Source organism: Zobellella iuensis, assembly GCF_016746085.1.
Taxonomy (GTDB): Bacteria; Pseudomonadota; Gammaproteobacteria; order Enterobacterales; family Aeromonadaceae; genus Oceanimonas; species Oceanimonas iuensis.
Genome location: NZ_JAERTZ010000030.1, coordinates 1 through 20,408, shown reverse-complemented (window position 1 = coordinate 20,408; position 20,408 = coordinate 1). Strand labels below are relative to the sequence as shown.

The 20,408-nt window shown below is 62.1% G+C and carries 21 protein-coding genes and 1 riboswitch; of the genes, 14 read left to right on the top strand and 7 right to left on the bottom strand.

Going from position 1 to position 20,408, the window contains the following annotated elements:
• Positions 1-118 precede the first annotated feature (118 nt).
• Entirely contained in the window at positions 119-976 is an 858-nt protein-coding gene (locus JKV55_RS17140; RefSeq protein ID WP_202088092.1) for a sulfurtransferase, read from the top strand.
• 201 nt (positions 977-1,177) lie between these two features.
• Here JKV55_RS17140 and JKV55_RS17135 read toward each other — a convergent pair whose 3' ends face one another.
• Together JKV55_RS17135 and JKV55_RS17130 are read right to left on the bottom strand one after the other, a co-directional pair.
• Positions 1,178-2,554: a class II fumarate hydratase gene (locus JKV55_RS17135; protein ID WP_202088091.1), complete on the bottom strand. Its 1,377-nt coding sequence runs from the start codon at positions 2,552-2,554 to the stop codon at positions 1,178-1,180.
• Positions 2,555-2,626: 72 nt separating this feature from the next.
• Complete coding sequence (locus tag JKV55_RS17130) at positions 2,627-3,004, bottom strand: acetyl-CoA sensor PanZ family protein (protein WP_202088090.1); 378 nt, start codon at positions 3,002-3,004, stop codon at positions 2,627-2,629.
• A gap of 90 nt (positions 3,005-3,094) precedes the next feature.
• On the opposite strand from JKV55_RS17130, the gene JKV55_RS17125 reads away from it, so the two are divergent.
• Positions 3,095-3,346, top strand: a complete 252-nt coding sequence (locus tag JKV55_RS17125; protein WP_202088089.1) for a YkgJ family cysteine cluster protein — start codon at positions 3,095-3,097, stop codon at positions 3,344-3,346.
• Here JKV55_RS17125 and JKV55_RS17120 read toward each other — a convergent pair.
• Both JKV55_RS17120 and gpmM read right to left on the bottom strand, forming a co-directional pair.
• Positions 3,332-4,600 carry a peptidoglycan DD-metalloendopeptidase family protein gene (locus tag JKV55_RS17120; RefSeq protein ID WP_237332967.1) on the bottom strand — a complete coding sequence of 423 codons (1,269 nt, stop codon included), beginning with the start codon at positions 4,598-4,600 and terminating at the stop codon, positions 3,332-3,334. The genes JKV55_RS17125 and JKV55_RS17120 overlap by 15 nt on opposite strands.
• Before the next feature lie 58 nt (positions 4,601-4,658).
• Positions 4,659-6,191 (bottom strand): 2,3-bisphosphoglycerate-independent phosphoglycerate mutase, encoded by a 1,533-nt coding sequence (gene gpmM, locus JKV55_RS17115; protein ID WP_202088087.1) that lies wholly within the window; start codon positions 6,189-6,191, stop codon positions 4,659-4,661.
• Positions 6,192-6,419: 228 nt separating this feature from the next.
• On the opposite strand from gpmM, the gene JKV55_RS17110 reads away from it, so the two are divergent.
• From JKV55_RS17110 to gpsA, 3 genes are read left to right on the top strand one after another with little or no spacing between them, the layout of a single operon-like run.
• A complete protein-coding gene (locus tag JKV55_RS17110; protein WP_202088086.1) occupies positions 6,420-6,848 on the top strand; it encodes a rhodanese-like domain-containing protein in 429 nt (142 codons plus the stop codon).
• 35 nt (positions 6,849-6,883) lie between these two features.
• On the top strand, positions 6,884-7,369 hold the full coding sequence (secB, locus tag JKV55_RS17105; protein ID WP_202088085.1) for a protein-export chaperone SecB: 486 nt from the start codon (positions 6,884-6,886) through the stop codon (positions 7,367-7,369).
• Positions 7,369-8,376 (top strand): NAD(P)H-dependent glycerol-3-phosphate dehydrogenase, encoded by a 1,008-nt coding sequence (gpsA, locus tag JKV55_RS17100; RefSeq protein WP_202088084.1) that lies wholly within the window; start codon positions 7,369-7,371, stop codon positions 8,374-8,376. Before secB ends, gpsA begins: the two co-directional genes overlap by 1 nt.
• A 311-nt stretch (positions 8,377-8,687) precedes the next feature.
• Here the strand turns inward: gpsA and nfuA are convergent, their stop codons facing one another.
• Positions 8,688-9,266, bottom strand: a complete 579-nt coding sequence (gene nfuA, locus JKV55_RS17095; protein WP_202088083.1) for a Fe-S biogenesis protein NfuA — start codon at positions 9,264-9,266, stop codon at positions 8,688-8,690.
• Between the two features lie 71 nt (positions 9,267-9,337).
• Entirely contained in the window at positions 9,338-10,033 is a 696-nt protein-coding gene (locus JKV55_RS17090) for a ComFC family protein (RefSeq protein ID WP_202088082.1), read from the bottom strand.
• Positions 10,034-10,061: 28 nt separating this feature from the next.
• On the opposite strand from JKV55_RS17090, the gene bioH reads away from it, so the two are divergent.
• The 9 genes from bioH to murI all read left to right on the top strand — a co-directional run bounded on the left by bioH (position 10,062) and on the right by murI (position 19,454).
• Positions 10,062-10,832 carry a pimeloyl-ACP methyl ester esterase BioH gene (gene bioH / locus JKV55_RS17085; protein ID WP_202088081.1) on the top strand — a complete coding sequence of 257 codons (771 nt, stop codon included), beginning with the start codon at positions 10,062-10,064 and terminating at the stop codon, positions 10,830-10,832.
• Positions 10,833-10,924: 92 nt separating this feature from the next.
• Complete coding sequence (locus JKV55_RS17080; RefSeq protein WP_202088080.1) at positions 10,925-11,245, top strand: hypothetical protein; 321 nt, start codon at positions 10,925-10,927, stop codon at positions 11,243-11,245.
• A 19-nt stretch (positions 11,246-11,264) separates the two neighbouring features.
• Positions 11,265-11,981, top strand: a complete 717-nt coding sequence (locus JKV55_RS17075; RefSeq protein ID WP_202088079.1) for a ferredoxin--NADP reductase — start codon at positions 11,265-11,267, stop codon at positions 11,979-11,981.
• A gap of 103 nt (positions 11,982-12,084) precedes the next feature.
• Complete coding sequence (locus JKV55_RS17070; protein ID WP_202088078.1) at positions 12,085-12,801, top strand: YebC/PmpR family DNA-binding transcriptional regulator; 717 nt, start codon at positions 12,085-12,087, stop codon at positions 12,799-12,801.
• A 381-nt stretch (positions 12,802-13,182) separates the two neighbouring features.
• Positions 13,183-13,917: an aspartate/glutamate racemase family protein gene (locus JKV55_RS17065; protein WP_202088077.1), complete on the top strand. Its 735-nt coding sequence runs from the start codon at positions 13,183-13,185 to the stop codon at positions 13,915-13,917.
• 129 nt (positions 13,918-14,046) lie between these two features.
• Positions 14,047-15,432 (top strand): NCS1 family transporter, encoded by a 1,386-nt coding sequence (locus JKV55_RS17060; RefSeq protein ID WP_202088076.1) that lies wholly within the window; start codon positions 14,047-14,049, stop codon positions 15,430-15,432.
• An 82-nt stretch (positions 15,433-15,514) separates the two neighbouring features.
• A complete protein-coding gene (locus JKV55_RS17055) occupies positions 15,515-16,297 on the top strand; it encodes an aspartate/glutamate racemase family protein (protein ID WP_202088075.1) in 783 nt (260 codons plus the stop codon).
• 236 nt (positions 16,298-16,533) lie between these two features.
• A riboswitch (cobalamin riboswitch) is annotated at positions 16,534-16,731 on the top strand.
• 41 nt (positions 16,732-16,772) lie between these two features.
• The gene (locus tag JKV55_RS17050) at positions 16,773-18,581 is read left to right on the top strand and encodes a TonB-dependent receptor domain-containing protein (RefSeq protein ID WP_202088074.1); all 1,809 of its coding nucleotides are present in this window, start codon (positions 16,773-16,775) and stop codon (positions 18,579-18,581) included.
• An 81-nt stretch (positions 18,582-18,662) separates the two neighbouring features.
• Positions 18,663-19,454 carry a glutamate racemase gene (gene murI, locus JKV55_RS17045; RefSeq protein ID WP_202088073.1) on the top strand — a complete coding sequence of 264 codons (792 nt, stop codon included), beginning with the start codon at positions 18,663-18,665 and terminating at the stop codon, positions 19,452-19,454.
• Positions 19,455-19,462: 8 nt separating this feature from the next.
• Here the strand turns inward: murI and JKV55_RS17040 are convergent, their stop codons facing one another.
• Positions 19,463-19,933: an RNA recognition motif domain-containing protein gene (locus tag JKV55_RS17040; RefSeq protein WP_202088072.1), complete on the bottom strand. Its 471-nt coding sequence runs from the start codon at positions 19,931-19,933 to the stop codon at positions 19,463-19,465.
• Between the last annotated feature and the right edge of the window lie 475 nt (positions 19,934-20,408).

The window sequence follows — 20,408 nt, the reverse complement described above, 5'->3', positions numbered from 1 at the left end:
TTGAGAGATCTCTTACAGGGTGAAGAGTGGAAATCGCAAGGTCTTCCCCTGGTTTAAAAACCGTGGCGTCAGAACAGATCGCCGCTTAGGATAAAATGGTCTAATAAAAGGAGTCATCATGAACAGACTGGAATTGCCATCGGCGCTGGTAGACCTCGACTGGCTGGCGGCACATCTCACCCATCCCGATCTGGTGGTGCTGGACGCCAGCTGGCATATGCCCGCCGCCCACCGTGATGGCGAGCGGGAATGGCACCGTCAGCGTATTCCCGGTGCCCGTTTCTTTGATTTCGATCATCGCATCAAGGATCCCCACAGTCCCCTGCCGCATATGCTGCCCGACGAAGTCCTGTTCTCCCGCTCGGCAGCGGAGCTGGGTATAGATAACCACCACAGTATCGTCGTTTATGACAGCAGCGGCATCTTCTCCGCGCCCCGGGCCTGGTGGATGTTCAGGGCCATGGGGCATGAGCAGGTGGCGGTGCTGGATGGCGGCCTGCCCGCCTGGCTGGAGGCAGGGCTGCCCCTGGAGCAGGGCGAACCGGCTCCGGTTGCCGGCGGGCACTTCGTCGCCCGCCGGCAGAGTGTCTGGATTGCGGACGCCGGCCAGGTCGAAGCCGCATTGCGGGATGAGGGCTATCGGGTGCTGGACGCCCGCAGCCGCGAGCGCTTCAGTGGTGAAGCACCGGATCCCCGCCCTGGCGTGCGGCCGGGCCATATGCCGGGCGCCCTTTGCCTGCCATTCGGAGAGCTGCTGGCACAAGGCCATATGCAGCCCAAGCCGGTGCTGGAGCAGAAACTGGCCGGCCTGCTGGCACAGGATCAACGGCTTATCTGCAGTTGCGGCTCAGGCGTCACCGCCGCCATAGTGGCGCTGGCGGCCCATATTGCCGGCCACGAGGAAATTGCCGTCTATGACGGTTCATGGGCGGAGTGGGGCGGCTCGAGCACACTGCCGGTGATCCAGGGCCAATAGCCAGTCATAGAAAAGCCCGCCATACGGGCTTTCCGGCTGTGCGCGCCAGGACCCGCCTTCACCCGAGTTCCGCCCGCCCTGGCTCGGCATGAGCGTTGGGCGGGGGTGAGCGGCTACCGCAGGGCCGGGGCCGAGCGGCACGGCCCACCCGCTGGCAGGATGTGACCAAGCCCGGATGCCGGGCCCTGGTCGTTTGGGCGCTCAGTCCTGCCGGCTGCCCCTGGTCAGGATCGCCGGGTCCAGCAACTGGCGCAGCTCTTCTTCCGACAGGCCGCTGTGCTCCAGGGCCACTTCCAGTATGGGCCTGCGTTCCGCATAGGCTTGTTTCGCGATCTCGGCGGCCCTGGCGTAGCCGATCACCGGGTTGAGGGCGGTCACCAGTATGGGGTTCTTGGCCAGGCTCTGGTCGATATGCTCCTGGTTGACGGTAAAGCCGGCGATGGTGTCGGCCAGCAGCGGGCAGCTGTTGGCCTGCAGCCGGATCATGGTGAGCAGGTTGTTGGCCACCAGCGGCAGCATGACGTTGAGCTGGAAGTTGCCCGACTGGCCCGCCACCGTGATGGCGGTATCCAGCCCGATCACCTGGGCGGAGACCATGGCCACCGCCTCGGGGATCACCGGGTTGACCTTGCCGGGCATGATGGAAGAGCCGGGCTGCAGCGCCGGCAACTGGATCTCGGCCAGGCCGGTGAGCGGGCCCGAGTTCATCCAGCGCAGATCGTTGGCGATCTTCATCAGCGCCACCGCCAGGGTCTTGAGCTGGCCTGAGAGCTCCACCGCCGTGTCCTGGCTGCTCAGGCTGTAGAAATAGTCGTCCGCCGGACAGAAGTCGAGGCTGGTGTGGCGGTTGAGGTAGTCGCAGGCCAGCTCGGCCTGACGCGGGTCGGCGTTGATGCCGGTGCCGATGGCGGTGCCGCCCAGGGCCAGTTGCTGCAACCGGCTTTGCAGCCCTTCCAGCCGTTCCCGGCCGTGGCGCACCTGGGTGGCCCAACCGCCCAGCTCCTGGTCGAAGCGCAGGGGCATGGCGTCCATCAGGTGGGTGCGGCCGGTTTTCACCTGATCCTGCAGTTGCTCGGCTTTGGTGAGGATGGCCTGCTCCAGCCGGTGCAGGGCGGGCAGCAGCTCGCGGCTGAGACCGAGGGCGGCACTGACGTGGATGGCGGAGGGGATGACGTCATTGGAGCTCTGCCCCATGTTGACGTCGTCGTTGGCGGCCACTTCCCGGCCCAGGCTGGCGGCGGCCAGGTGGGCCAGCACCTCGTTCAGGTTCATGTTGGTGCTGGTGCCGGAGCCGGTCTGGTAGACGTCGATCGGAAAGGCGTCGGCATGGCGGCCGGCGATGACCTCTTCGGCGGCCTTGATGATGGCGTCGGCCTTGTCCTGCTCCAGCCGTCGGAGTTCACCGTTGGCATGGGCGCAGGCCGCCTTGATCTTGGCCAGGGCGCGGATAAAGGGGCCGGGCAGATGCTGGCCGGAGATGGGGAAGTTGTTGATGGCGCGCTGGGTCTGGGCGCCGTAGAGGGCATCGGCGGGCACCTGGATATCGCCCATGGAGTCCCGTTCGGTTCTCATCTTCATTACCCTTTCCTTCTGTTGTTGGCCTGGGGCTGCGCAAACAAGAAGCTGTTATTCTTTGGTCTTTTTCAGCCTTTATTCATACAGGCAACAGCTTAGCACTCCTTCCCGGGGCCGGAAGCCCTGGCCCTGCAAAAAGGCGGTGAGGCCCTCTCGCTCTGCTTCCGGCGCCTGCGCCGGATCGCACTCGAGCCGGGTCAGGCCCGCCGCCTTCGCCTCCTGTCTTACCTGGCGCAGCAATTCGCTGCCGATACCCCGGCGGCGGGTCAGGTCGCGCACCGCGATAAAGCCGAGCCGTTCATGCTGACGCCAGGCCAGGGCTACCGCCCTGTCGTTGAAGGTGGCGAGGTAGAACAGGGCCTGGTCGGGCAGCGGTGTCGCCTGCAAGATCAAGGCGGTGTGGGCTCGGTGTTGTTCGGGAAGCTGGGAGAGGCAAGATACGGTCAGGCGCATAATGGGATCCTTTGCCATAAAGGCATCAGTTTAACATGAAGCGCGCCGGTGCAATCGTTATACTGGGCAATCCTGTCGAGAGGTCAGTTCATGGAATGTCGAAGCGGTTGCGGTGCCTGCTGTATCGCCCCCAGTATCAGTGGGCCCATACCGGGCATGCCGGAGGGCAAGGCCGCCGGCGAAGCCTGTATTCATCTGCTGGCGGACATGCGCTGCGGTCTGTTCGGCCAGCCGGAGCGGCCGCCGGTGTGCGATCGCTTCAAGGCCGCCGAGGATGTCTGCGGGGGGAGCCGCAGCGAGGCGCTTTGGCTTATCGACGAGCTGGAATCAGCGACGCGCTAGCCAGGGCTGGGGATCGATGGCCTGGCCCTGGTAGCGGATTTCGAAATAGAGCCCGGGCTGGCTTTGGCCGCCGCTTTCGCCACTCAGCGCGACGGCCTGGCCGGCGCTGACCTTGTCGCCGGGCCCCTTGAGCAGGGACTGGTTATGGCCGTAGAGGCTCAGGTAGCCCTTGCCGTGGTCGATCACCATCACCATGCCGAAGCCGTTGAGCCAGTCGGCGTACACCACCTGGCCATTGGCCACCGCCTTGACTTCCTGCCCCGGTCGGCCGCCGATCAACAGGCCTTTCCAGCTCAGCTCGCCGGTACGGCGGGCGCCGAAGCGATGAATCAGCTGGCCGTTGAGCGGCCAGGGCAGGGAGCCCTTGGCCAGGCCACCGAAGCTGCCGGTGGCGGGCGCCACCACAGGCGTGCGGCCCGAGCCGCCGCCCGAAGGGGCGCTTTGCCGCCTCGGCGCCTGTTCCCGCTCGGCCCGCTCCTGGGCCAGGCGTTCCCGCCCCGCCGCCTGTTCCCGTTCGGCCCGCTCCCGGGCCAGGCGTTCCCGCTCCAGCCGCTCCCGTTCCGCCTTTTCCCGGGCGGCCTGCTCGCGGGCCGCCCTTTCCTGGGCGGCCTTGATCTGCCGCTCCAGCTGGTTGGCGGACTGTTGCAGGCTGGTCAGGCGTTGGTTGCCCTGCTCCAGGCTGGCGTTGAGTTTTTTCAGGGTGTCACTGCGCTTGGCCTGCTGATCATTGAGCTTCTGCTGCTCGCCCTGCTGACGGGCCAGCAACTGGTTGAGCTGCTGGCGGCTCTGCTCCGCCTGGCGACGGTTGTCGGCCAGTTGCTCCCGGGTTTGGGCCAGCTCTTTCAGGGCGGCGGCCCGGGCCTGATTGAGGTGGGCATAATAGTGCAGCAGCCGATCGATGTCGGTGCTGTCCTGGCCGTTCAGCAGTAATTTCAGGTAATCGTGGCGGCCATTCTGGTAGGCGGCCCTGAGCTGTTCCGCCAGCAATCGTTGCTGGCGTTCGGACTGTTGGTTGAGTTCCCCGTGTTCCCGATCCAGTCGGGCCAGGTTGACTTCGAGTTCCGTCAGCCGGTTGCGGGTCTGGTTCAGCTCCCGCGCCAGGGCGGAGATAGCCTTTTCATCCTTGGCGAGCTGCTGTTGCAGTTCCTTTACCTGCTTTTGCTGCTGCTGGACATCCTGCCGTTGACCGGCGATCTGCCCCTGCACCTTCTTGAGTTCGGCGCCGTCGTCCGCCCAAGCAAAAGCACCGGCCATCAGGCCGGTGCTAAGCAATAATGAAGTAATCAGTCTTTGCCTGCCCATAGGGCCCTGATTATTTCAGAACCATCAGAGGCTTGCCAGTCATTTGCTCGGGGATTTGCATGCCCATCAGGCTCAGCATGGTCGGCGCCAGATCCGACAGCTTGCCGCCCTCCACCGGGGTGGCGTCGCGACCCACGTAGATCAGCGGCACCGGCAGGTTGGTGTGGGCGGTGTGGATCTCGCCGGTCTCGGGGTTGATCATCTGCTCGGCGTTGCCGTGGTCGGCGGTGATCAGCGCTTCGCCGCCCACGGCTTCCAGTGCGGCCACCACCCGGCCGATGGAGCTGTCCACCGCTTCGCAGGCCTTGACCGCCGCCTCGAACACCCCGGTGTGGCCGACCATGTCGCCGTTGGGGTAGTTACAGATGATGACATCGAACTCCCGGCTTGTGATGGCCTCGACCAGCTTGTCGGTGAGCTGCTCGGAGTTCATCTCCGGCTGCAGATCGTAGGTGGCGACCTTGGGGCTCGGGATAAGCTCGCGCTTCTCGCCCGGGAAGCAGTCTTCGATGCCGCCGTTGAAGAAGAAGGTGACGTGGGCGTACTTCTCGGTTTCGGAAATGCGCAGCTGGGTCTTGTCGTGCTTAGCCAGCCATTCGCCCAGGGTGTTGACCAGTTGTTCGGGCGGGTAGGCGCAGCTGGTGTGGATGTCGGCGGCGTACTCGGTGAGCATAACAAAGTCGCTCAAGGCCGGGCGGGCGTCGCGCTCGAAGCCGGTGAAGTCCTCATCCACGAAGGCGCGGGTGATTTCACGGGCGCGGTCGGCGCGGAAGTTCATGAAGATGACGGCGTCGCCGTCCTGCATGGCAACCGGCTCGCCCACGGCGGTGGCCTTGACGAATTCGTCGTTCTCTTCCCGGGCATAGGCGGCTTGCAGGGCATCCACGCCGGAGGCGGCACGGAACTCGGCCTTGCCCTGGGTCAGCAGGTCGTAGGCGCTCTGCACCCGATCCCAGCGGTTGTCCCTGTCCATGGCGAAATAACGCCCGACGACGGAGGCCAGCCGGCCTTTGCCCAGTTCGGCGAAGAGGGCGTCGAAGCGCTTGAGGGAGCCCTGGGCGGAGCGGGGAGCCACATCGCGGCCGTCGAGGAAGGCGTGTAAGTAAATTTCATCGGCGCCGCGCTCGGCGGCCAGCTTGATCATGGCGGCGATCTGATCTTCGTGACTGTGCACGCCGCCTGGTGACAGCAGGCCCATGATATGCACCGCCCGCCCTTTGTCTTTGGCCGCGTCCACCGCCTGGGTCAGCGCCGGGTTGGTGAAGAAGTCACCGTCGACGATGGCCTTGTCGATGCGGGTCAGATCCTGATAGACGATGCGGCCGGCGCCGATGTTGACGTGGCCCACTTCGGAGTTGCCCATCTGGCCGTCGGGCAGGCCGACGTCGTGGCCGGAGGTAGAAATAAGGCTCGAGGGGCGGGTGTTCATCAGGTTGTCGAGCACCGGGGTGCGGGCGCTGTATATGGCGTTGTGCTCGGTCTTTTCGCTGTAACCCCAGCCGTCGAGGATGATCAGTACCAGGGGCTTTTTGGTCGAGTTCATAGTGTAACCCTATGTTGTTATTTGAAAGTCAAAGTGAAGAAAGCTGAAACTGTCTGTCATATTACTACAATTGCCGATTTAGTCACCAGCCGTAGACCCGGGGTATTTCCGATGGGGTTCCCAGGCGTCACCTATCGATGGCCGCTATTGGGAGCCCGCTGCTGTTATTTGCCGATACCCCATGTATACTCGGGCTTTTCCGCATTTTGATCCAAAAGAAGTAACAACATGCAAGAGTATCTCGATTTTGCCGCCAATCATCCCTTGCTGACCATGGCCTGGCTGGGCCTGGCGTCGGCGGTGGTGTACATGACCGTCGCTTCCAAGCTGAGCAAGGTGCAGGTGGTGGCGTCCCAGCAAGCGGTGCTGCTCATCAACAAGCAGGACGCCGCCGTGGTGGACGTCCGTTCCGCCGAGGAATTCCGCAAGGGCCATATTGCCGGTGCCCTCAACGTGCCCAACACTCAGCTCAAGGCCAACAACCTGAACCTGATCGACAAATTCAAGGACAAGCCCCTGGTGCTGGTGTGCGAAACCGGCATGACCACCGGCGGCGTCGGCCGTATGCTGACCAAGGCCGGCTTCAAACAGGTGTACGCCCTGCGCGGTGGCATGGCGGACTGGCGCAGCCAGAACCTGCCGGTTACCAAACGTTAATTTCTTCAAACCGCATTCTATATAAGGACATCTTCATGGCTGAAGCAGCAAACGGCGCTAACACCCAGGCCCAGCAACAGGTTGAATTCCAGATCCAGCGCATCTACCTGAAAGACATGTCTTTCGAGGCGCCGGGTACCCCCCTGGTGTTCCAGAAGGAATGGAAGCCCGAGGTCAAGCTGGACCTGGATACCAAGAGTGCCCGCCTGGGTGACAACGTGTTTGAAGTGGTCTTGACCCTGACCGTGACTTGCAGCATGGGCGAGGGGGAAACCGTCTACCTGTGTGAAATCCAGCAGGCCGGCGTCTTTACCATCGGCAACATGGCCGAGCCGCAACTGGCCCATTGCCTGGGCTCCTTCTGCCCCAATATCCTGTTCCCCTATGCCCGTGAAACCGTGGCCAGCCTGGTGAACAAGGGCTCCTTCCCGCAGCTGAACCTGGCGCCGGTGAACTTCGACGCCCTGTTCGCCGCCCATGTGCAGCGTGCCCAGCAACAACAACAGCAGGCGGATGCCTGATGACCCAGGATGCCGCCGCCATCTCGGTTCTGGGTGCCGGCTCCTATGGTACGGCCCTGGCCATTGCCCTGGCCCGCAACGGCCATCGTACCCTGCTGTGGAGCCACAGGCCCGAGCAGGTGGCGACCCTGGCCGCCGAGCGCTGCAACAAGGTGTTCCTGCCCGACGCGCCCTTTCCCGCCAGCCTGGAGCCCGAGGCCAGCCTGGAGCGGGCGGTGCGGGCCAGCCGTAATCTGCTGATCGTGGTGCCAAGCCATGTGTTTGCCGAGGTGCTCCGGCAGATCAAACCCTTCCTGCGGCCCGACAGCCGTATCGCCTGGGCCACCAAGGGTCTGGACCCGGCCAGCGGCAACCTGTTGCAACAGGTGGCGCGGGAAATACTGGGCGAGGGGATACCGCTGGCGGTGCTGTCCGGCCCCACCTTCGCCAGGGAGCTGGCCATGGGCCTGCCTACCGCCATCTCCCTCGGCTCCACCGACGGCGAGTTTGCCAGGGAGCTGGCGGATCTGCTGCATTGCGGCCGTTCCTTCCGGGTCTATCTCAATGACGACATGGTGGGGCTGCAACTGGGCGGTGCGGTCAAGAACGTCATCGCCATCGGCGCCGGCCTGGCCGACGGCCTGGGCTTTGGCGCCAACGCCCGCACCGCGCTCATCACCCGCGGCCTGGTGGAGCTGCAGCGCCTGGGGGTGGCCCTGGGCGCCGAGCAGGAGACCTTTATGGGCATGGCGGGGCTGGGGGACCTAGTGCTGACCTGCACCGACAACCAGTCCCGCAACCGTCGCTTCGGCCTGGCTCTGGGCCAGGGCAAGGATGTCCACACCGCCATGGCCGACATCGGCCAGGTGGTGGAAGGCTACCGCAACGCCGCCGAGGTGCATCAGCTGGCCGCCCGGCACGGGGTGGAGATGCCCATCTGCGAGCAGGTCTACCAGGTGTTGTACCAAGGCAAGAACGCCAAGGAGGCGGCCCTGGCCCTGCTGAGCCGGGATCGCAAGGCGGAGTGACACCGCTTTTGGGCCAGAAGCTGGAAGAGGGTATTGGGGGAACATTAAGGCCAGTTCTGCCTTTTTCGGTTCGGTGACAAACCTCCAAACTGATTCCAACCGGTCACGTCGATGCTAAAACAGGCGGACAAAGGGCACGGCTCCGTCGACCGTCACCTGCCATGGATGGCAGGTGCGAGCCTACAGGGATGTACTTGCGGCGTGTCGGCGGAGTTGGCCCTTTGGCCGGTCTTTCCGAGATCATCAGGCCTTATCGACAAACAAAAGGGGAGCCATCGAGGCTCCCCTTTGTATTGATTGCCGTCGGCGGCTCAGTAGTAGGAGTGCTCGCCGCGTTCGTGTTCGGTGGCATCGCGTACCCCGGTGAGTTCACCCGGAAACAGCTCGAGCAGTTGCTTCTCGATGCCTTCCTTCAGGGTGACGTCGACCATGGAGCAGCCGTTGCAACCACCACCGAACTGCAATATGGCCAGGCCGTCGGGAGTGATTTCGGTCAGCACCACCTTGCCGCCGTGGCTGGCCAGGCCCGGGTTGATCTGGGATTGCAGCACATACTCCACCCGATCGGCCAGGGGGGCGTCTTCCGGCACCTTGGCCATCTTGGCATTGGGCGCCTTCAGGGTGAGCTGGGAGCCCATCTGGTCGCTGACAAAGTCGATTTCGGCCGCGTCGAGAAAGGCGACACTTTGTTGATCAACGATGGCCTCGAACCCCTCGAAAGGCAGGTGCAGATCGTCGTGGTCCACCGCATCGGGAGGGCAATAGGAAACACCGCACTCGGCATTGGGAGTGCCCGGATTGACCACAAACACCCGGATATTGGTGCCTTCCGGCTGTTGTGACAGCAGCTTGCGGAAGTGGCCCTGGGCGGTCTCGGAAATCGTAATCATCGCTATCCTCGTAAACCTGACTAAACAACTCAACTTTTATCATACTCTTGTTGCTGTCGCTTGAATAGTTGTCAGTGCTCAAGAGTGCGGCAGGGCGCCCATACTTCCACCTGCTCCACACCCTGGCTGTGCAGCAGTCGGGTCAGTTCCGCCATGGTGGTACCCGTGGTGATGACGTCGTCGAGCAGTGCTATATGGCGATAGTCCAGGGGCGGTGCGGCAAAGGCACCGTGCAGGTTCTGCTGGCGTTGGCGACGGTCGAGACGGGTCTGGGATGGGGTGGCCCGGGTGCGGCGCAAGGTGCGGCGGTCTACCGGTATGCCCAGCGCCTGGTGCAGCCCGTGGGCGATTTCCCCCGCCTGGTTGTAGCCCCGCCTTAGCCGGCGCCACCAGTGCAGGGGTACCGGCAATATCGCCTCGGGCCAGGGCGGCTCGATCGCCTCGGCCAGCAACTGGCCGAGCAGGCGGCCGTTGAGCGTCTTGCGATGATACTTGAGATCGTGGATCAGCCTGTCATAAGGCGCGACGAAGTCGGCGAATACCCGCATACGCTGCCAGGGCGGCCGGGAGCGCTGGCAGTGGCCGCAGTGGGCGTCTTCCACCGCCAGGGGAAAGGCGCACAGCGGACAGGGACGTTCCAGCCGGGGCAGTTCGTCCCTGCATTGACGGCAGATCAGGGCTTGATGCTGGCAGTCCTGCCGGCACAGCAGGCACTGGCCCCACCAGAGCGGGCAGGATTGTAAGCAGGCGGTCAGGCGTCTTATCATGGCGTGGTATCGATAACGGGTGTCTGTGATGAGTGTATATGTAGAACGACGGGGGCGGGGGCCGGATCTGGTGCTGCTGCACGGCTGGGGCATGAACGGCGCCGTTTGGCAGGGGCTGGCGGAACGGCTGGAAGCCGACTTCCGGCTGCACCTGGTGGATCTGCCCGGTTTTGGCCACAGCCCCGCGTTGCCGCCGTCGGCCGGGCTGGATAACTGGGCCGAGGCGGTCTCGGATGGTATTCCCGCGCGTTCGGCCCTGCTGGGTTGGTCCTTGGGTGGACTGATTGCCACCCATACCGCCCTGCGTACACCCGAGCGGATCAGCGGCTTGATTACCCTCGCCAGCTCTCCCAAGTTTGTGGCCGAGGCCGACTGGCCCGGCATCAAGCCCGGCGTGCTGGCGGAATTCGAGCAGCAACTGGCGGAAGATCACCTGCAGGTGGTGAACCGTTTCCTGGCGTTGCAGGCCATGGGCAGCGAACATGCCCGGGACGACATCCGCCGCCTGCGTGACAGCCTGGCCCGGAAACCCGCCCCCGACGCCGGCGCTCTGGCTGCCGGCCTGGCCTTGCTGGGCGAGGTGGATCTGCGGCCGCAACTGGCCGAGCTGCGGGTGCCGCTGCTGCGGCTCTATGGCCGGCTCGACGGCCTGGTGCCGAGCAAGGCCGCCGCCCTGGTCGACGAACTGGCGCCGAACAGCCTGAGCCATATCGAGCCCAAGGCCTCCCATGCCCCCTTTATTTCCCATCCCGACGCCACCGCCGAGCGGATCCGCCGCTTCCTGCTCGAACTTGCCTGAACCCCGCCCGCCGACCTCCTGTCCCCTGGCCGGGCGGAATCGGGGCAGGGGGGCCATAATAAGGGGACGGTCAACGGCGACGGAGGTGAATGATGGCGATACCGGTAATTCTACCCAACCTGGCCCCCAACCTGGCCCAGCCCACCACGGAAGCGGCCCAGGCCGACAACATCCGCCGCCCGGTGATCCCGGTGATCAAGGCGGTGCAGCCCTATGTGGCCATCCGCAAGCGGGACAGGGACAGGGATCGCAGCCGGCGGGAAGCGGCGTTCGAAGCCTGGCTGGGCCTGCACCAGGGCGGCATCTGCTGGATTGGCGCCAGCCCCGCCATGAGCCGTCGGCTCCATGCGATCAGCCGGCGCTACCACAGCCGGGGCGACAGCGCCGGTAGTGCCCTGGATATCGAAGTCTGATCCCCCGGAGGTCGCCGCCATGGCCAGTTACCCCGTGTTTCTCAAGCGCAAGCAGCAGGTCGCCGACGGCACCCTGGCGTTTTACTTCGACAAACCCGCCGATTTCGTGTTCAAGGCCGGCCAGTGCGTCCGGCTGGTGCTGATCGATCCGCCGGAAACCGACGGGGAGGGCAACGGTCGTATCCTGTCCCTGGCCTCGACGCCCGCCGAAGCGGAGCTGATGGTGGCCACCCGGATCCGCAGCAGTGCCTTCAAGCGGGTGCTGAGCACCCTGGCGCCGGGCACCGAGCTGACCCTGAAAGGCCCCTACGGTGACTTCGTGTTGCCGGCCGATCCCCACGCGCCCCTGGTGTTCATCACCGGCGGCATCGGTATTACCCCGGTGCGCAGCATGCTGCTGCAGGCCTTGTCGGACGGTGAGGAGCGGCGCCTGCTGCTGTTTTATGCCAACCGTCGCCCCCAGGACGCCCCCTTCCTCGAGGAACTGCAGCAGGCCTGCGCGGGCAACGCCCGCTGCACCCTGGTGGCCACCATGACGGCGCCTTCGGCACCGGGCTGGCAAGGGGAGCGGGGTTATGTGGACGAGGCCATGTTGGCGCGCTACCTGGACGATGTGCAGGCGCCGTTCTACTTTCTGGACGGTCCGCCGGCCCTGGTGGCGGCCATGAGGGCCCTGCTGGGCCGGCTCGGGGTGGCCGAAGAGCGGGTGCGCACCGAGGAATTTGCCGGTTATTAGTGGTTCGGGCCGCGAAAATGCCTCACGAAGTGCCAGGAAAATAGATCTGCCGCTTTTCTGTGTGTAAAATTCGCGCTCTTCCGATGAGCAACGAGATGATCACATGGGCAGAGCCTATCAAAACCGCAAAGAATCCATCGCCAAAACGGCGAATGCCAAGAGCAAGGTCTACAGCAAGTACGGCCGTGAAATCTATGTTATCGCCAAGTCCGGCGGAGCAGATCCTGACGGCAACCTGTCTTTGCGCGGCCTGATCGACCGTGCCAAGAAAGATCAGGTGCCGGCTCATGTTATTGAAAAAGCTTTGGAAAAGGCCAAAGGCGGCGCCGGTGAGGACTTTTCTCCCGCCCGTTACGAAGGTTTCGGCCCGGGCAACTGCATGGTGATTGTGGACTGCCTGACCGATAACCCCAACAGGACCATCGGCGATGTGCGCCAGTGTTTCAACCGGGTCAAGGCCAAGCTGGGCACCTCCGGCACTGTCAGCCACATGTTCGATCACTGCGCCATCCTGGCCTTTGCGGGCGACGACGAGGAGGCCGTGCTGGAGGCCCTGATGGCGGCCGACGTGGACGTGACCGACATCGAAAACGAAGACGGCATTATCACAGTGTTCGCGCCTCATACCGAGTATTTCAAGGCCAAGCAGGCACTGACCGAGGCTTTCGAGGGCATCGACTTCGAGGTGGACGCCATCCAGTTCGTGCCCCAGACCACGACCCAGGTCAGCGGCGACGACGTGGCCCAGCTCGAAAGATTCCTCGATATGCTCAACGATGTGGACGACGTGCAGAACGTCTATCACAACGCCGACTACTGATCCCCAGTTCCAGGGGCCGGGCTCCCAGCGTCGACAGACCCTCCTCGCGGAGGGTTTTTTATATCCTGCTGCGGCATCGAACCGGGGAATCGCTAACAATCATCACCCTGTTGGTGCACCAAAATATCGCATTGTTTCTTCCTTCTGAGCTGCAGGGCAGAGCGTCGGCTTGCCATTCCTTTCCCGTCAATAGTTAAATTTCATTTATATTCAAGTGGTTATTATTAGCGCAGTGATTATTTTATCGGTGGTGGCACGATAGTTGCCTTTATTTTTTACGATTAAAATTTATTTCGTAAACATGTTTGCAGGTTGTTAAATGTTGATCTAGTATTAAATCGTTAACAATAAATCAGCATTTATGTGAACGAGGAGTCAGTCGTGAGGATCAAGATCATCAACCCCAACACCACCCAGTCGTTTACCGATGCCCTGCAACGGTTGGCCGATACGGTAGCCCGGCCAGATACCGAAATCCTGGCGGTCAGCCCCGCCAGCGGACCGGCATCTATTGAGAGTTTTTATGACGAGGCCCTGGCGGTGCCCGGCGTACTGGAAGAGATTGCCAAGGGCGACCGGGAGCAGGATATCGACGCCTATGTGCTGGCCTGTTTCGGCGACCCCGGCCTCTACGCCGCCCGGGAACTGACCGACAAGCCGGTGCTGGGCATCGCCGAGGCGGCCTTCCACCTGGCGGCCATGGTCGGCGCCTGCTTCAGCGTGGTGACCACGGCACCCCGGGTCCGTTTTATGACCGAGCACCTGGTCAGCCGCTACGGTTTCGGCGAGCAGTGCAAGAAGGTGCGCACCACCCCCATCCAGGTGCTGGATCTGGCTCATTCGCCGGATACCGCCATCGCCAAGGTGATCGCAGAGTGCCTGCTGGCACGGGAAGAAGACAAGGCCGAGGCCATCGTGCTGGGCTGTGCCGGCATGTCCCAGTATCGTGCCTATATCGAGCAGGAAATCGGCATTCCGGTGATCGATGGCACCGTTACCGCGGTCAAACTCTGTGAGGCCATGGTGGATATGAAACTGGGAACCAGCAAGGTGCTGACCTTCAACTGGCCCCGACCCGAGCTGGCCAACCCCGGGCGTAACCTGAAAATCGCCTGATCCGGGGGCGGCCAACAGCGGCAGTCGGGGACACCCGGTTGCCTTAACAGGATGCACGGCTCAAGGCAGCCGGCACAGGAAAGGGTGGCGGCAACGCGACCCCAGTGATGGAATACCGAGGATAAACCAATGGCAATCCAACAAGTTAACAGCGAAACCGCGATTCCCATGGCCCAGGCCAAGCCGGCGGCTGCCGTCGAAGGGCATGACAAGAAAGCCGGTGAAGAATCCCTGGCTCCCCAGAAACACCGGATCATGGGGCGGGTTTCCTACCTGCTGGCCTGGTTCGGCGGCTGTGTCTCCATCGGTACCTTTACCATGGGCTCCAGCATAGTGGGCACCCTCAACCTGCTGCAGGCAACCGCGGCCATCGCCATCGGTTGCTTCGTGATCGGCATCGCCCTGGCCCTGAATGGCGCCGCCGGCTACAAATACGGCATTCCCTTCATGGTGCAGGCGCGCGGCGCCTTCGGCTTTGCCGGCACCCGCTTTCCGGGGTTGGTGCGGGCGGTGCCGGCCATCGTCTGGTACGGCTTCCAGAGCTGGATCGGTGCCGGCGCCCTGAACGCGGTATCGGCCACCCTGTTCGGTTTCGACAACCTGATACTGTTCTTCATCCTGTTCCAGTTCCTGCAGATTGGCCTGTCGATCTTCGGCTTCCAGGGCATCAAATGGCTGGAAAACGTGGGCAGCGGCTTTATCCTGCTGGCACTGGTATATATGTTCTACAGCGTGATCAACCGCTACGGCGACGAGATCACCACCAATCTGGTGAATATGGAAGGTACCTGGGGGCTGCCATTCTGGGGGGCGACCATGCTGTTCCTCGGTATCTACAGCACCATGATGCTCAACGTCAGCGACTATTCCCGGGAGCTGAAGGAAGGCACCAAGCCGGGCCTGCTCACCGTCATCTATGCCATGTCCATCCTGCCCTGCACCCTGTTCATGGGGCTGATCGGGCTGATGGTGTCCGGCGCCACCGGGGTGTCCGACCCCATCCAGGTGTTCTCCAGCGCCGTCGACAACACCCCGCTGCTGGTGATCACCCTGCTGTTCATCGCCTTCGCCCAGGTCACCACCAACGTGCTCAACAACGTGGTGCCGCCCACCTATATCCTGATGGACGTGTTCAAGCTGAAGTTCCGTACCTCCACCATACTGGTGGGCCTGCTGGCCTTCTGCACCTTCCCCTGGGAACTGGTGAAGGACGAATCCTCCGCCGGGCTGCAGCTGTTCGTGCAGACCTACTCCGCCTTCCTCGGCCCCATCTTCGCGGTGATGGTGGTGGACTACTTCATCCTGCGCCGCCGCAAGCTGGATCTGGACAAGCTCTATGACGAGCACGGCCCCTACCGTGGCGTCAACTACGGTGCTGTGGTCGCCTCCCTGGCCGGCGCCGCCGTGGCCCTGACCTTCTCCTCCGTGTCCTGGTACGCCAGCCTGCTGCCCGCCGGCATCCTCTACTATCTGCTGATGCAGTACTGGCAGCCCTGCCAGCGGTTCCGCCAGTAATGACCTCGGCCCCACCCATCCTGTGATGGGTGGGGCATTTCTTTTTGTCTATGTCACCAATGGATTATGGAGAGATAGCCCCATGGTTATATCACTATTGCATTCTCGCTGCCGTTTTGCCGGTTGCCTGCTGGCCCTGTCCCTGACGACGCCGGTGTGGGCGGTAGCCTCGTCCGACACCGCTTCCCAGTCGGGCACCGCTAACACCATAGTGCTGATCAACCCCAACTCCAACGAACAGGCCACGCAGTCCATGGTTGAGCTCGCCCGGCTCGAAAGCGCGGGGGTGGTCACGGTGGAGGGGAGAAGCAACAGGGGGGCACCGGCCCTGCTCACCACCCCCCAGGACATGCTCGATGCCGTTGCGGGCGTGGTGGCGATCGGCGTGGAAGCCGCGAGGGACGAGCAGGTGGCCGCCCTCATCGTCTCGGCCTTCAGCGATCCCGGGCTGGAGGAGCTGCGTGCCGCGGTGGATATCCCGGTGTTCGGTATCGGTGAAGAGGTATTTCATGAAGCGGCGCGCGGCAATCGCGCCTTCGGCATAGTGACCGTCACCCCGGATGAGTCGCTTATCGAATCCTTCCGCCAGAAAGCGGCCGGGCTGGGATATGAGTCGCTGTATCGCGGCACCAGGGTCACCAGCGGCGATCCCATGGAACTGGTCAAGTCGCCGGCCGAGCTGGATCAGGCCCTGGCCGCCGCGGTGAAGGAGTCGGTGGAGCACGATGGGGCGCAAGCGGTCATCATGGGCGGCGGCCCGTTGTCGGCCTCGGCCTTGCGTCTGCAACCGGACTTCGAGGTTCCCCTGGTGGTGGCCGTGAATGCCGCGACCCGTGCCGCCGTCAAGGCGCTCCAGGGCGAGTAACGGTTTAACGAAGCAGGGGCACAGTATAATGCCGGAGTTTACCGGGGTGATTACTACCGTGCCCCAGGCCAGGCTGATAAAAGGGACTGAACGAGAAGGGGCCTTGGCCCCTTCGTCATTGGGTACCATTGGAGCGGGCGGGTGAGGAATGAAGTGTTCTATGCCAGTATCAACTGCTGATTAGCCATCCAGCTTTCTTGATGGCTGCTTTTGATATACAGCCCAAGCTGCTTTCTCTATAATGCCCCCGCTTTGGTGCCGACAGGCGTAAACGGGAATCCGGTGAGAATCCGGAGCTGGCGCGCAGCGGTAAAGAGGAACGAAAGCGACAAGGAGCATTCCAGGCACTGCCGTAAGGTGGGAAGCCGTCGCTTAGGTGGATGTAAGCATCCGAGCCTTTAAGCCCGAATACCTGCCAAAGATGCCATCAGGAAGGGCCTGGTGGCCGATGCTACGCGTTCTAGGGAAGCACAAAATGTCTAAACAATGGCTGGCAGCTGCCTTGCTGCCGTGGGCGGCCTTTGCCCAGAATTCCTCCGATACCACCGATATCACCATCTACAACAGGGTCAAGCAACCCGCTGCTACCGTGCTGGCGCCGGTGGAAGTCATTACCAAGGCCGAGATAGAGCGGCGGCAGCCCAAATCCGTCACTGAATTGCTGAGGGTGTTGCCCGGCGTGCAGATGGGAAGCAGTGGTGGCCTGGGCCAGCAGACCAGCCTGTTTATCCGGGGGACCAACTCCGATCAATCCCTGGTGCTGATCAATGGCCGCCCCCTGGCGTCCATGGTGGCCGGCTCGCCGGATCTGAGCCAGATACCGGTTGCGAGCATAGAGCGGGTAGAGTATATCCGCGGACCGAGGGCAGTTGCCTATGGCGCCAACGCCATAGGCGGCGTGATCAACATCATTACTACCACGGATGCGGATATCGCCAAGCTCAGCCTGACCGGCGGCAGCCATGACTATGTTGGCACCGATTTGAGTCTCAACCAATGGGTTAGCGAGCAGACCCGGGTGCAACTGGGAACCGGTTATCAGCGGACTAGAGGATACGACATTCAGCCGGGCAATGACGAGCCCGATCGGGATGGTTTTCACAGTCGTTACGCCCGCCTCGGGCTGGAGCATGAATTAAGTCGAGAGTGGAGCCTGTTCCTGGGTGCCAACGGCTGGGACAACCAGACCCGTTACGATGGTGCCTGGGGTGATATCAGTGAAAACCAGAGTTACCAGCTCGACGGCGGGGTGCAATATCAGCATGAAGGTTGGCTGAGCCGGCTGGATGCCAGCTATGGAGAGAGCGAGCTCCGCAGCTGGAAAGAATCCCAGGGCAGGGAAACCAGCGAACCATTGAGTACCGCCATTCATAAACTGAGCTGGTTGAATCAACTGAGAACCACTGAACGCAGCATTCTTACCGCCGGGGTCGATTGGCAGAACGAGCGCATCAAGAGCGAATCGCGTTCTTTTGGTAATGCCTTTAGCGCCCCGGACAGGGATAACCTGGGCCTCTTTGCATCGGCCTACTGGCAGCTGGCGCCCTTCTCCTTTGAGCTGGCGGGGAGGACCGACGATAACGAACAGTTTGGGCGGCATAATACCTGGCAGGCCACTACCGCACTTGAGCTGCCGGCCAGTCATAGGACAACCTTGAGTTATGGCACCGCCTTCCGGGCTCCCAGTTTCGCCCAGCTGTACTGGCCCGGCTTCGAAGCGCCCGATCTGCAGCCGGAAGAAGCGGAAAACTGGGAACTGGGTTTTGCCGGTCAGTACGAACTGGGCGGCTGGAAACTGAATCTCTATCGTAACGAAATCAGCAACCTGATCCAGTATCAGGGGCCCAATATGCCCCATGACAATACCGATGCCCTGATCAAGGGGGTGGAGCTGCAGCTGAATGCCGATACCGGAATAGTGCATCACGTGGTGAGCTTCGATTACACCGATGCCGAAGACAAGCGCAATGACAATCGGCAGTTGCTGCGGCGGGCCAAGCGCAAAGCCAGCTGGCGGGGTGAACTGGACTGGCTGGACGCCAAATGGTCGCTGGAGGCCCTGTATGTAGGCAAGCGTAACGATCAGGATTTCAGTTCCTGGCCGGCCAGGGATCTGGTGCTGCCTTCCTACACCCTGTGGAATCTGGCGGCCAGCTACCCGTTGACTTCCCAGTTGACCCTGAATGGCAAGGTGAACAACCTGTTCGACAAAGATTATCAGAATATCTTCGGTTATCGGGCGCCTGGAGCCGAATTCTATCTCGGCGCGGACTACCGCTTCTGACCCTCAAGCCGGCCTCTGCGCCGGCTTTTTCATTCTGGCCTTTGGCGTTATCATGGCGCTCTTGCACAGCGAGGGCAGTCAGTGGCAACCATTCTTCTCTTCGACTCCGGCATGGGCGGTCTGTCCGTCTACCGCGAGGTATACAAGGCGTTACCTGGCCATCGTTACCTGTATCTGTTCGACAATGCCTGTTTTCCCTACGGCGAACTGAGCGAGCAGCGACTGGTCAGCCGGGTAATAGAGCTGTTCGACGCCTTCGTGAGCCGTCACCATGTCGATATCGTGGTCATCGCCTGCAACACCGCCAGCACCTATGTATTGCCGGCGTTGCGCCAACGGTTGCAGATACCCGTGGTGGGGGTGGTGCCGGCCATCAAGCCGGCCGCCGAATACAGTCGTGTCCATGGCCGGGGAAGGCTCGGTGTGCTGGCCACCCCCGGTACCGTTTCAAGGCAGTATACTGCGGAACTTGTGCGTAACTTTGCCGCCGATTTAGACGTTTCGCTGCTGGGTACCACCGAACTGGTCAAGATGGCGGAAGACAAGCTGTCCGGTCAGGCTATCGACCATCAGCTGCTCGAGCGAGTACTGGCTCCCTGGCTGGGCAGCCAGCAGCCGGATACGGTGGTGTTGGGCTGCACCCATTTCCCGCTGTTGGCCGATGAACTGGGCTGCTGGTTACCGCACACTAAACTGGTAGACTCCGGTGCGGCCATCGCCCGCCGGGTCGGCAGCTTGCTGCCGCAGGCCGGGGCCGACCAAACCGGAGCGAGGGCTCAGGTGTTTTGCACCGAATGGACGCCAAAAGCCCGGCTGCAGGCCGGGGCTTTTGGCGGAGAAGGGTTTGACGAGCTGCGGTGCTTTATACTTTAGATATGGAGTCAGGTTTGCGCCTGGTCATTGGCTTCCTCTTCATCCTTGCGTTCGTTCGCCTCTCTGACTTTCAGTGTCCGTTGTTGAAACTCCGAGTCGTTCAATGCCTGCTGGGCAGCCAGGGCTGCCTCGGTCGGCATTTCCACAAAACCAAATCCACGGCGCTTGCCGGTTTGCTTGTCTTTCATCAAGCGCACCGAAAGCACCTGTCCAAAATTTTCAAACAATGCTCTTACCGAGGCTTCATTGGCCCGGTAGGGCAGGTTGCCTACATAAAGCGTGGTGGTGGGAATGGCCTCCGGAGTCGGGAGGCGGGTCAATAGAGGGACCACCAGACCCCCCAGCAGCAGGCCGAGAGCAAACAAGGTGGCCGCATCCAGCTCCAAGGCTGTCCAACGGATCACAAGATAACCGACCAGGGCCAGTACAAGGGCAAGAAGGGCAGACTGAGCATAAACGGGATATTGGGATAACTTCATTGGCAATCCAATCTCAAGGTGGCTGAATGGGTCCGGCGTGTCAGAGTCGGTTCAGCGGAACACACGCCATTGCTAACAGCATAGCCTCAATTGAGCTACGGGTAGTAATGGCCGGAGGGATAAAGGCATATAAATGTGATCCCGGATAATGCAATCCACCCATGGTGTATGAAATAGCAGCAATACAGTGTTTTCTTAGCAGTGGGCTGTGGGTAACCCTGTGTCTAACCTGTGCTTTTGCTTGGGGTATAGGCAAACGGCCCCGAAAGTGATGTTTTTCACAAAAAAGCCCTTGCGCAAAAAACGCGGCTGCCTATAATGCGCATCCACTGACACGGCGCAACCCGCCGGGTCGCAAGCGGCAAAGAAACTTCGGTTTTAACGCTTGACGAATTAAAAGGACGGCGTAGAATACGCAGCCCTGACCCGAACAAGGTCAACGCTCTTTAACAATCTATCAAGCAAACTGTGTGGG

Excerpts from the sequence above, each read along its gene's own strand:
- JKV55_RS17125 (WP_202088089.1), top strand. The coding sequence starts at position 3,095 with ATGGAATGTCGAAGCGGTTGCGGTGCCTGCTGTATCGCCCCCAGTATC.
- nfuA (WP_202088083.1), bottom strand. The coding sequence starts at position 9,266 with ATGATTACGATTTCCGAGACCGCCCAGGGCCACTTCCGCAAGCTGCTG.
- JKV55_RS17060 (WP_202088076.1), top strand. The coding sequence starts at position 14,047 with ATGGCAATCCAACAAGTTAACAGCGAAACCGCGATTCCCATGGCCCAG.
- JKV55_RS17040 (WP_202088072.1), bottom strand. The coding sequence starts at position 19,933 with ATGAAGTTATCCCAATATCCCGTTTATGCTCAGTCTGCCCTTCTTGCC.
- JKV55_RS17080 (WP_202088080.1), top strand. The coding sequence starts at position 10,925 with ATGGCGATACCGGTAATTCTACCCAACCTGGCCCCCAACCTGGCCCAG.
- JKV55_RS17120 (WP_237332967.1), bottom strand. The coding sequence starts at position 4,600 with ATGGCCGGTGCTTTTGCTTGGGCGGACGACGGCGCCGAACTCAAGAAG.
- JKV55_RS17075 (WP_202088079.1), top strand. The coding sequence starts at position 11,265 with ATGGCCAGTTACCCCGTGTTTCTCAAGCGCAAGCAGCAGGTCGCCGAC.
- JKV55_RS17110 (WP_202088086.1), top strand. The coding sequence starts at position 6,420 with ATGCAAGAGTATCTCGATTTTGCCGCCAATCATCCCTTGCTGACCATG.
- JKV55_RS17140 (WP_202088092.1), top strand. The coding sequence starts at position 119 with ATGAACAGACTGGAATTGCCATCGGCGCTGGTAGACCTCGACTGGCTG.
- JKV55_RS17090 (WP_202088082.1), bottom strand. The coding sequence starts at position 10,033 with ATGATAAGACGCCTGACCGCCTGCTTACAATCCTGCCCGCTCTGGTGG.
- JKV55_RS17050 (WP_202088074.1), top strand. The coding sequence starts at position 16,773 with ATGTCTAAACAATGGCTGGCAGCTGCCTTGCTGCCGTGGGCGGCCTTT.
- bioH (WP_202088081.1), top strand. The coding sequence starts at position 10,062 with ATGAGTGTATATGTAGAACGACGGGGGCGGGGGCCGGATCTGGTGCTG.
- gpsA (WP_202088084.1), top strand. The coding sequence starts at position 7,369 with ATGACCCAGGATGCCGCCGCCATCTCGGTTCTGGGTGCCGGCTCCTAT.
- JKV55_RS17130 (WP_202088090.1), bottom strand. The coding sequence starts at position 3,004 with ATGCGCCTGACCGTATCTTGCCTCTCCCAGCTTCCCGAACAACACCGA.
- JKV55_RS17070 (WP_202088078.1), top strand. The coding sequence starts at position 12,085 with ATGGGCAGAGCCTATCAAAACCGCAAAGAATCCATCGCCAAAACGGCG.
- secB (WP_202088085.1), top strand. The coding sequence starts at position 6,884 with ATGGCTGAAGCAGCAAACGGCGCTAACACCCAGGCCCAGCAACAGGTT.
- JKV55_RS17055 (WP_202088075.1), top strand. The coding sequence starts at position 15,515 with ATGGTTATATCACTATTGCATTCTCGCTGCCGTTTTGCCGGTTGCCTG.
- JKV55_RS17135 (WP_202088091.1), bottom strand. The coding sequence starts at position 2,554 with ATGAAGATGAGAACCGAACGGGACTCCATGGGCGATATCCAGGTGCCC.
- gpmM (WP_202088087.1), bottom strand. The coding sequence starts at position 6,191 with ATGAACTCGACCAAAAAGCCCCTGGTACTGATCATCCTCGACGGCTGG.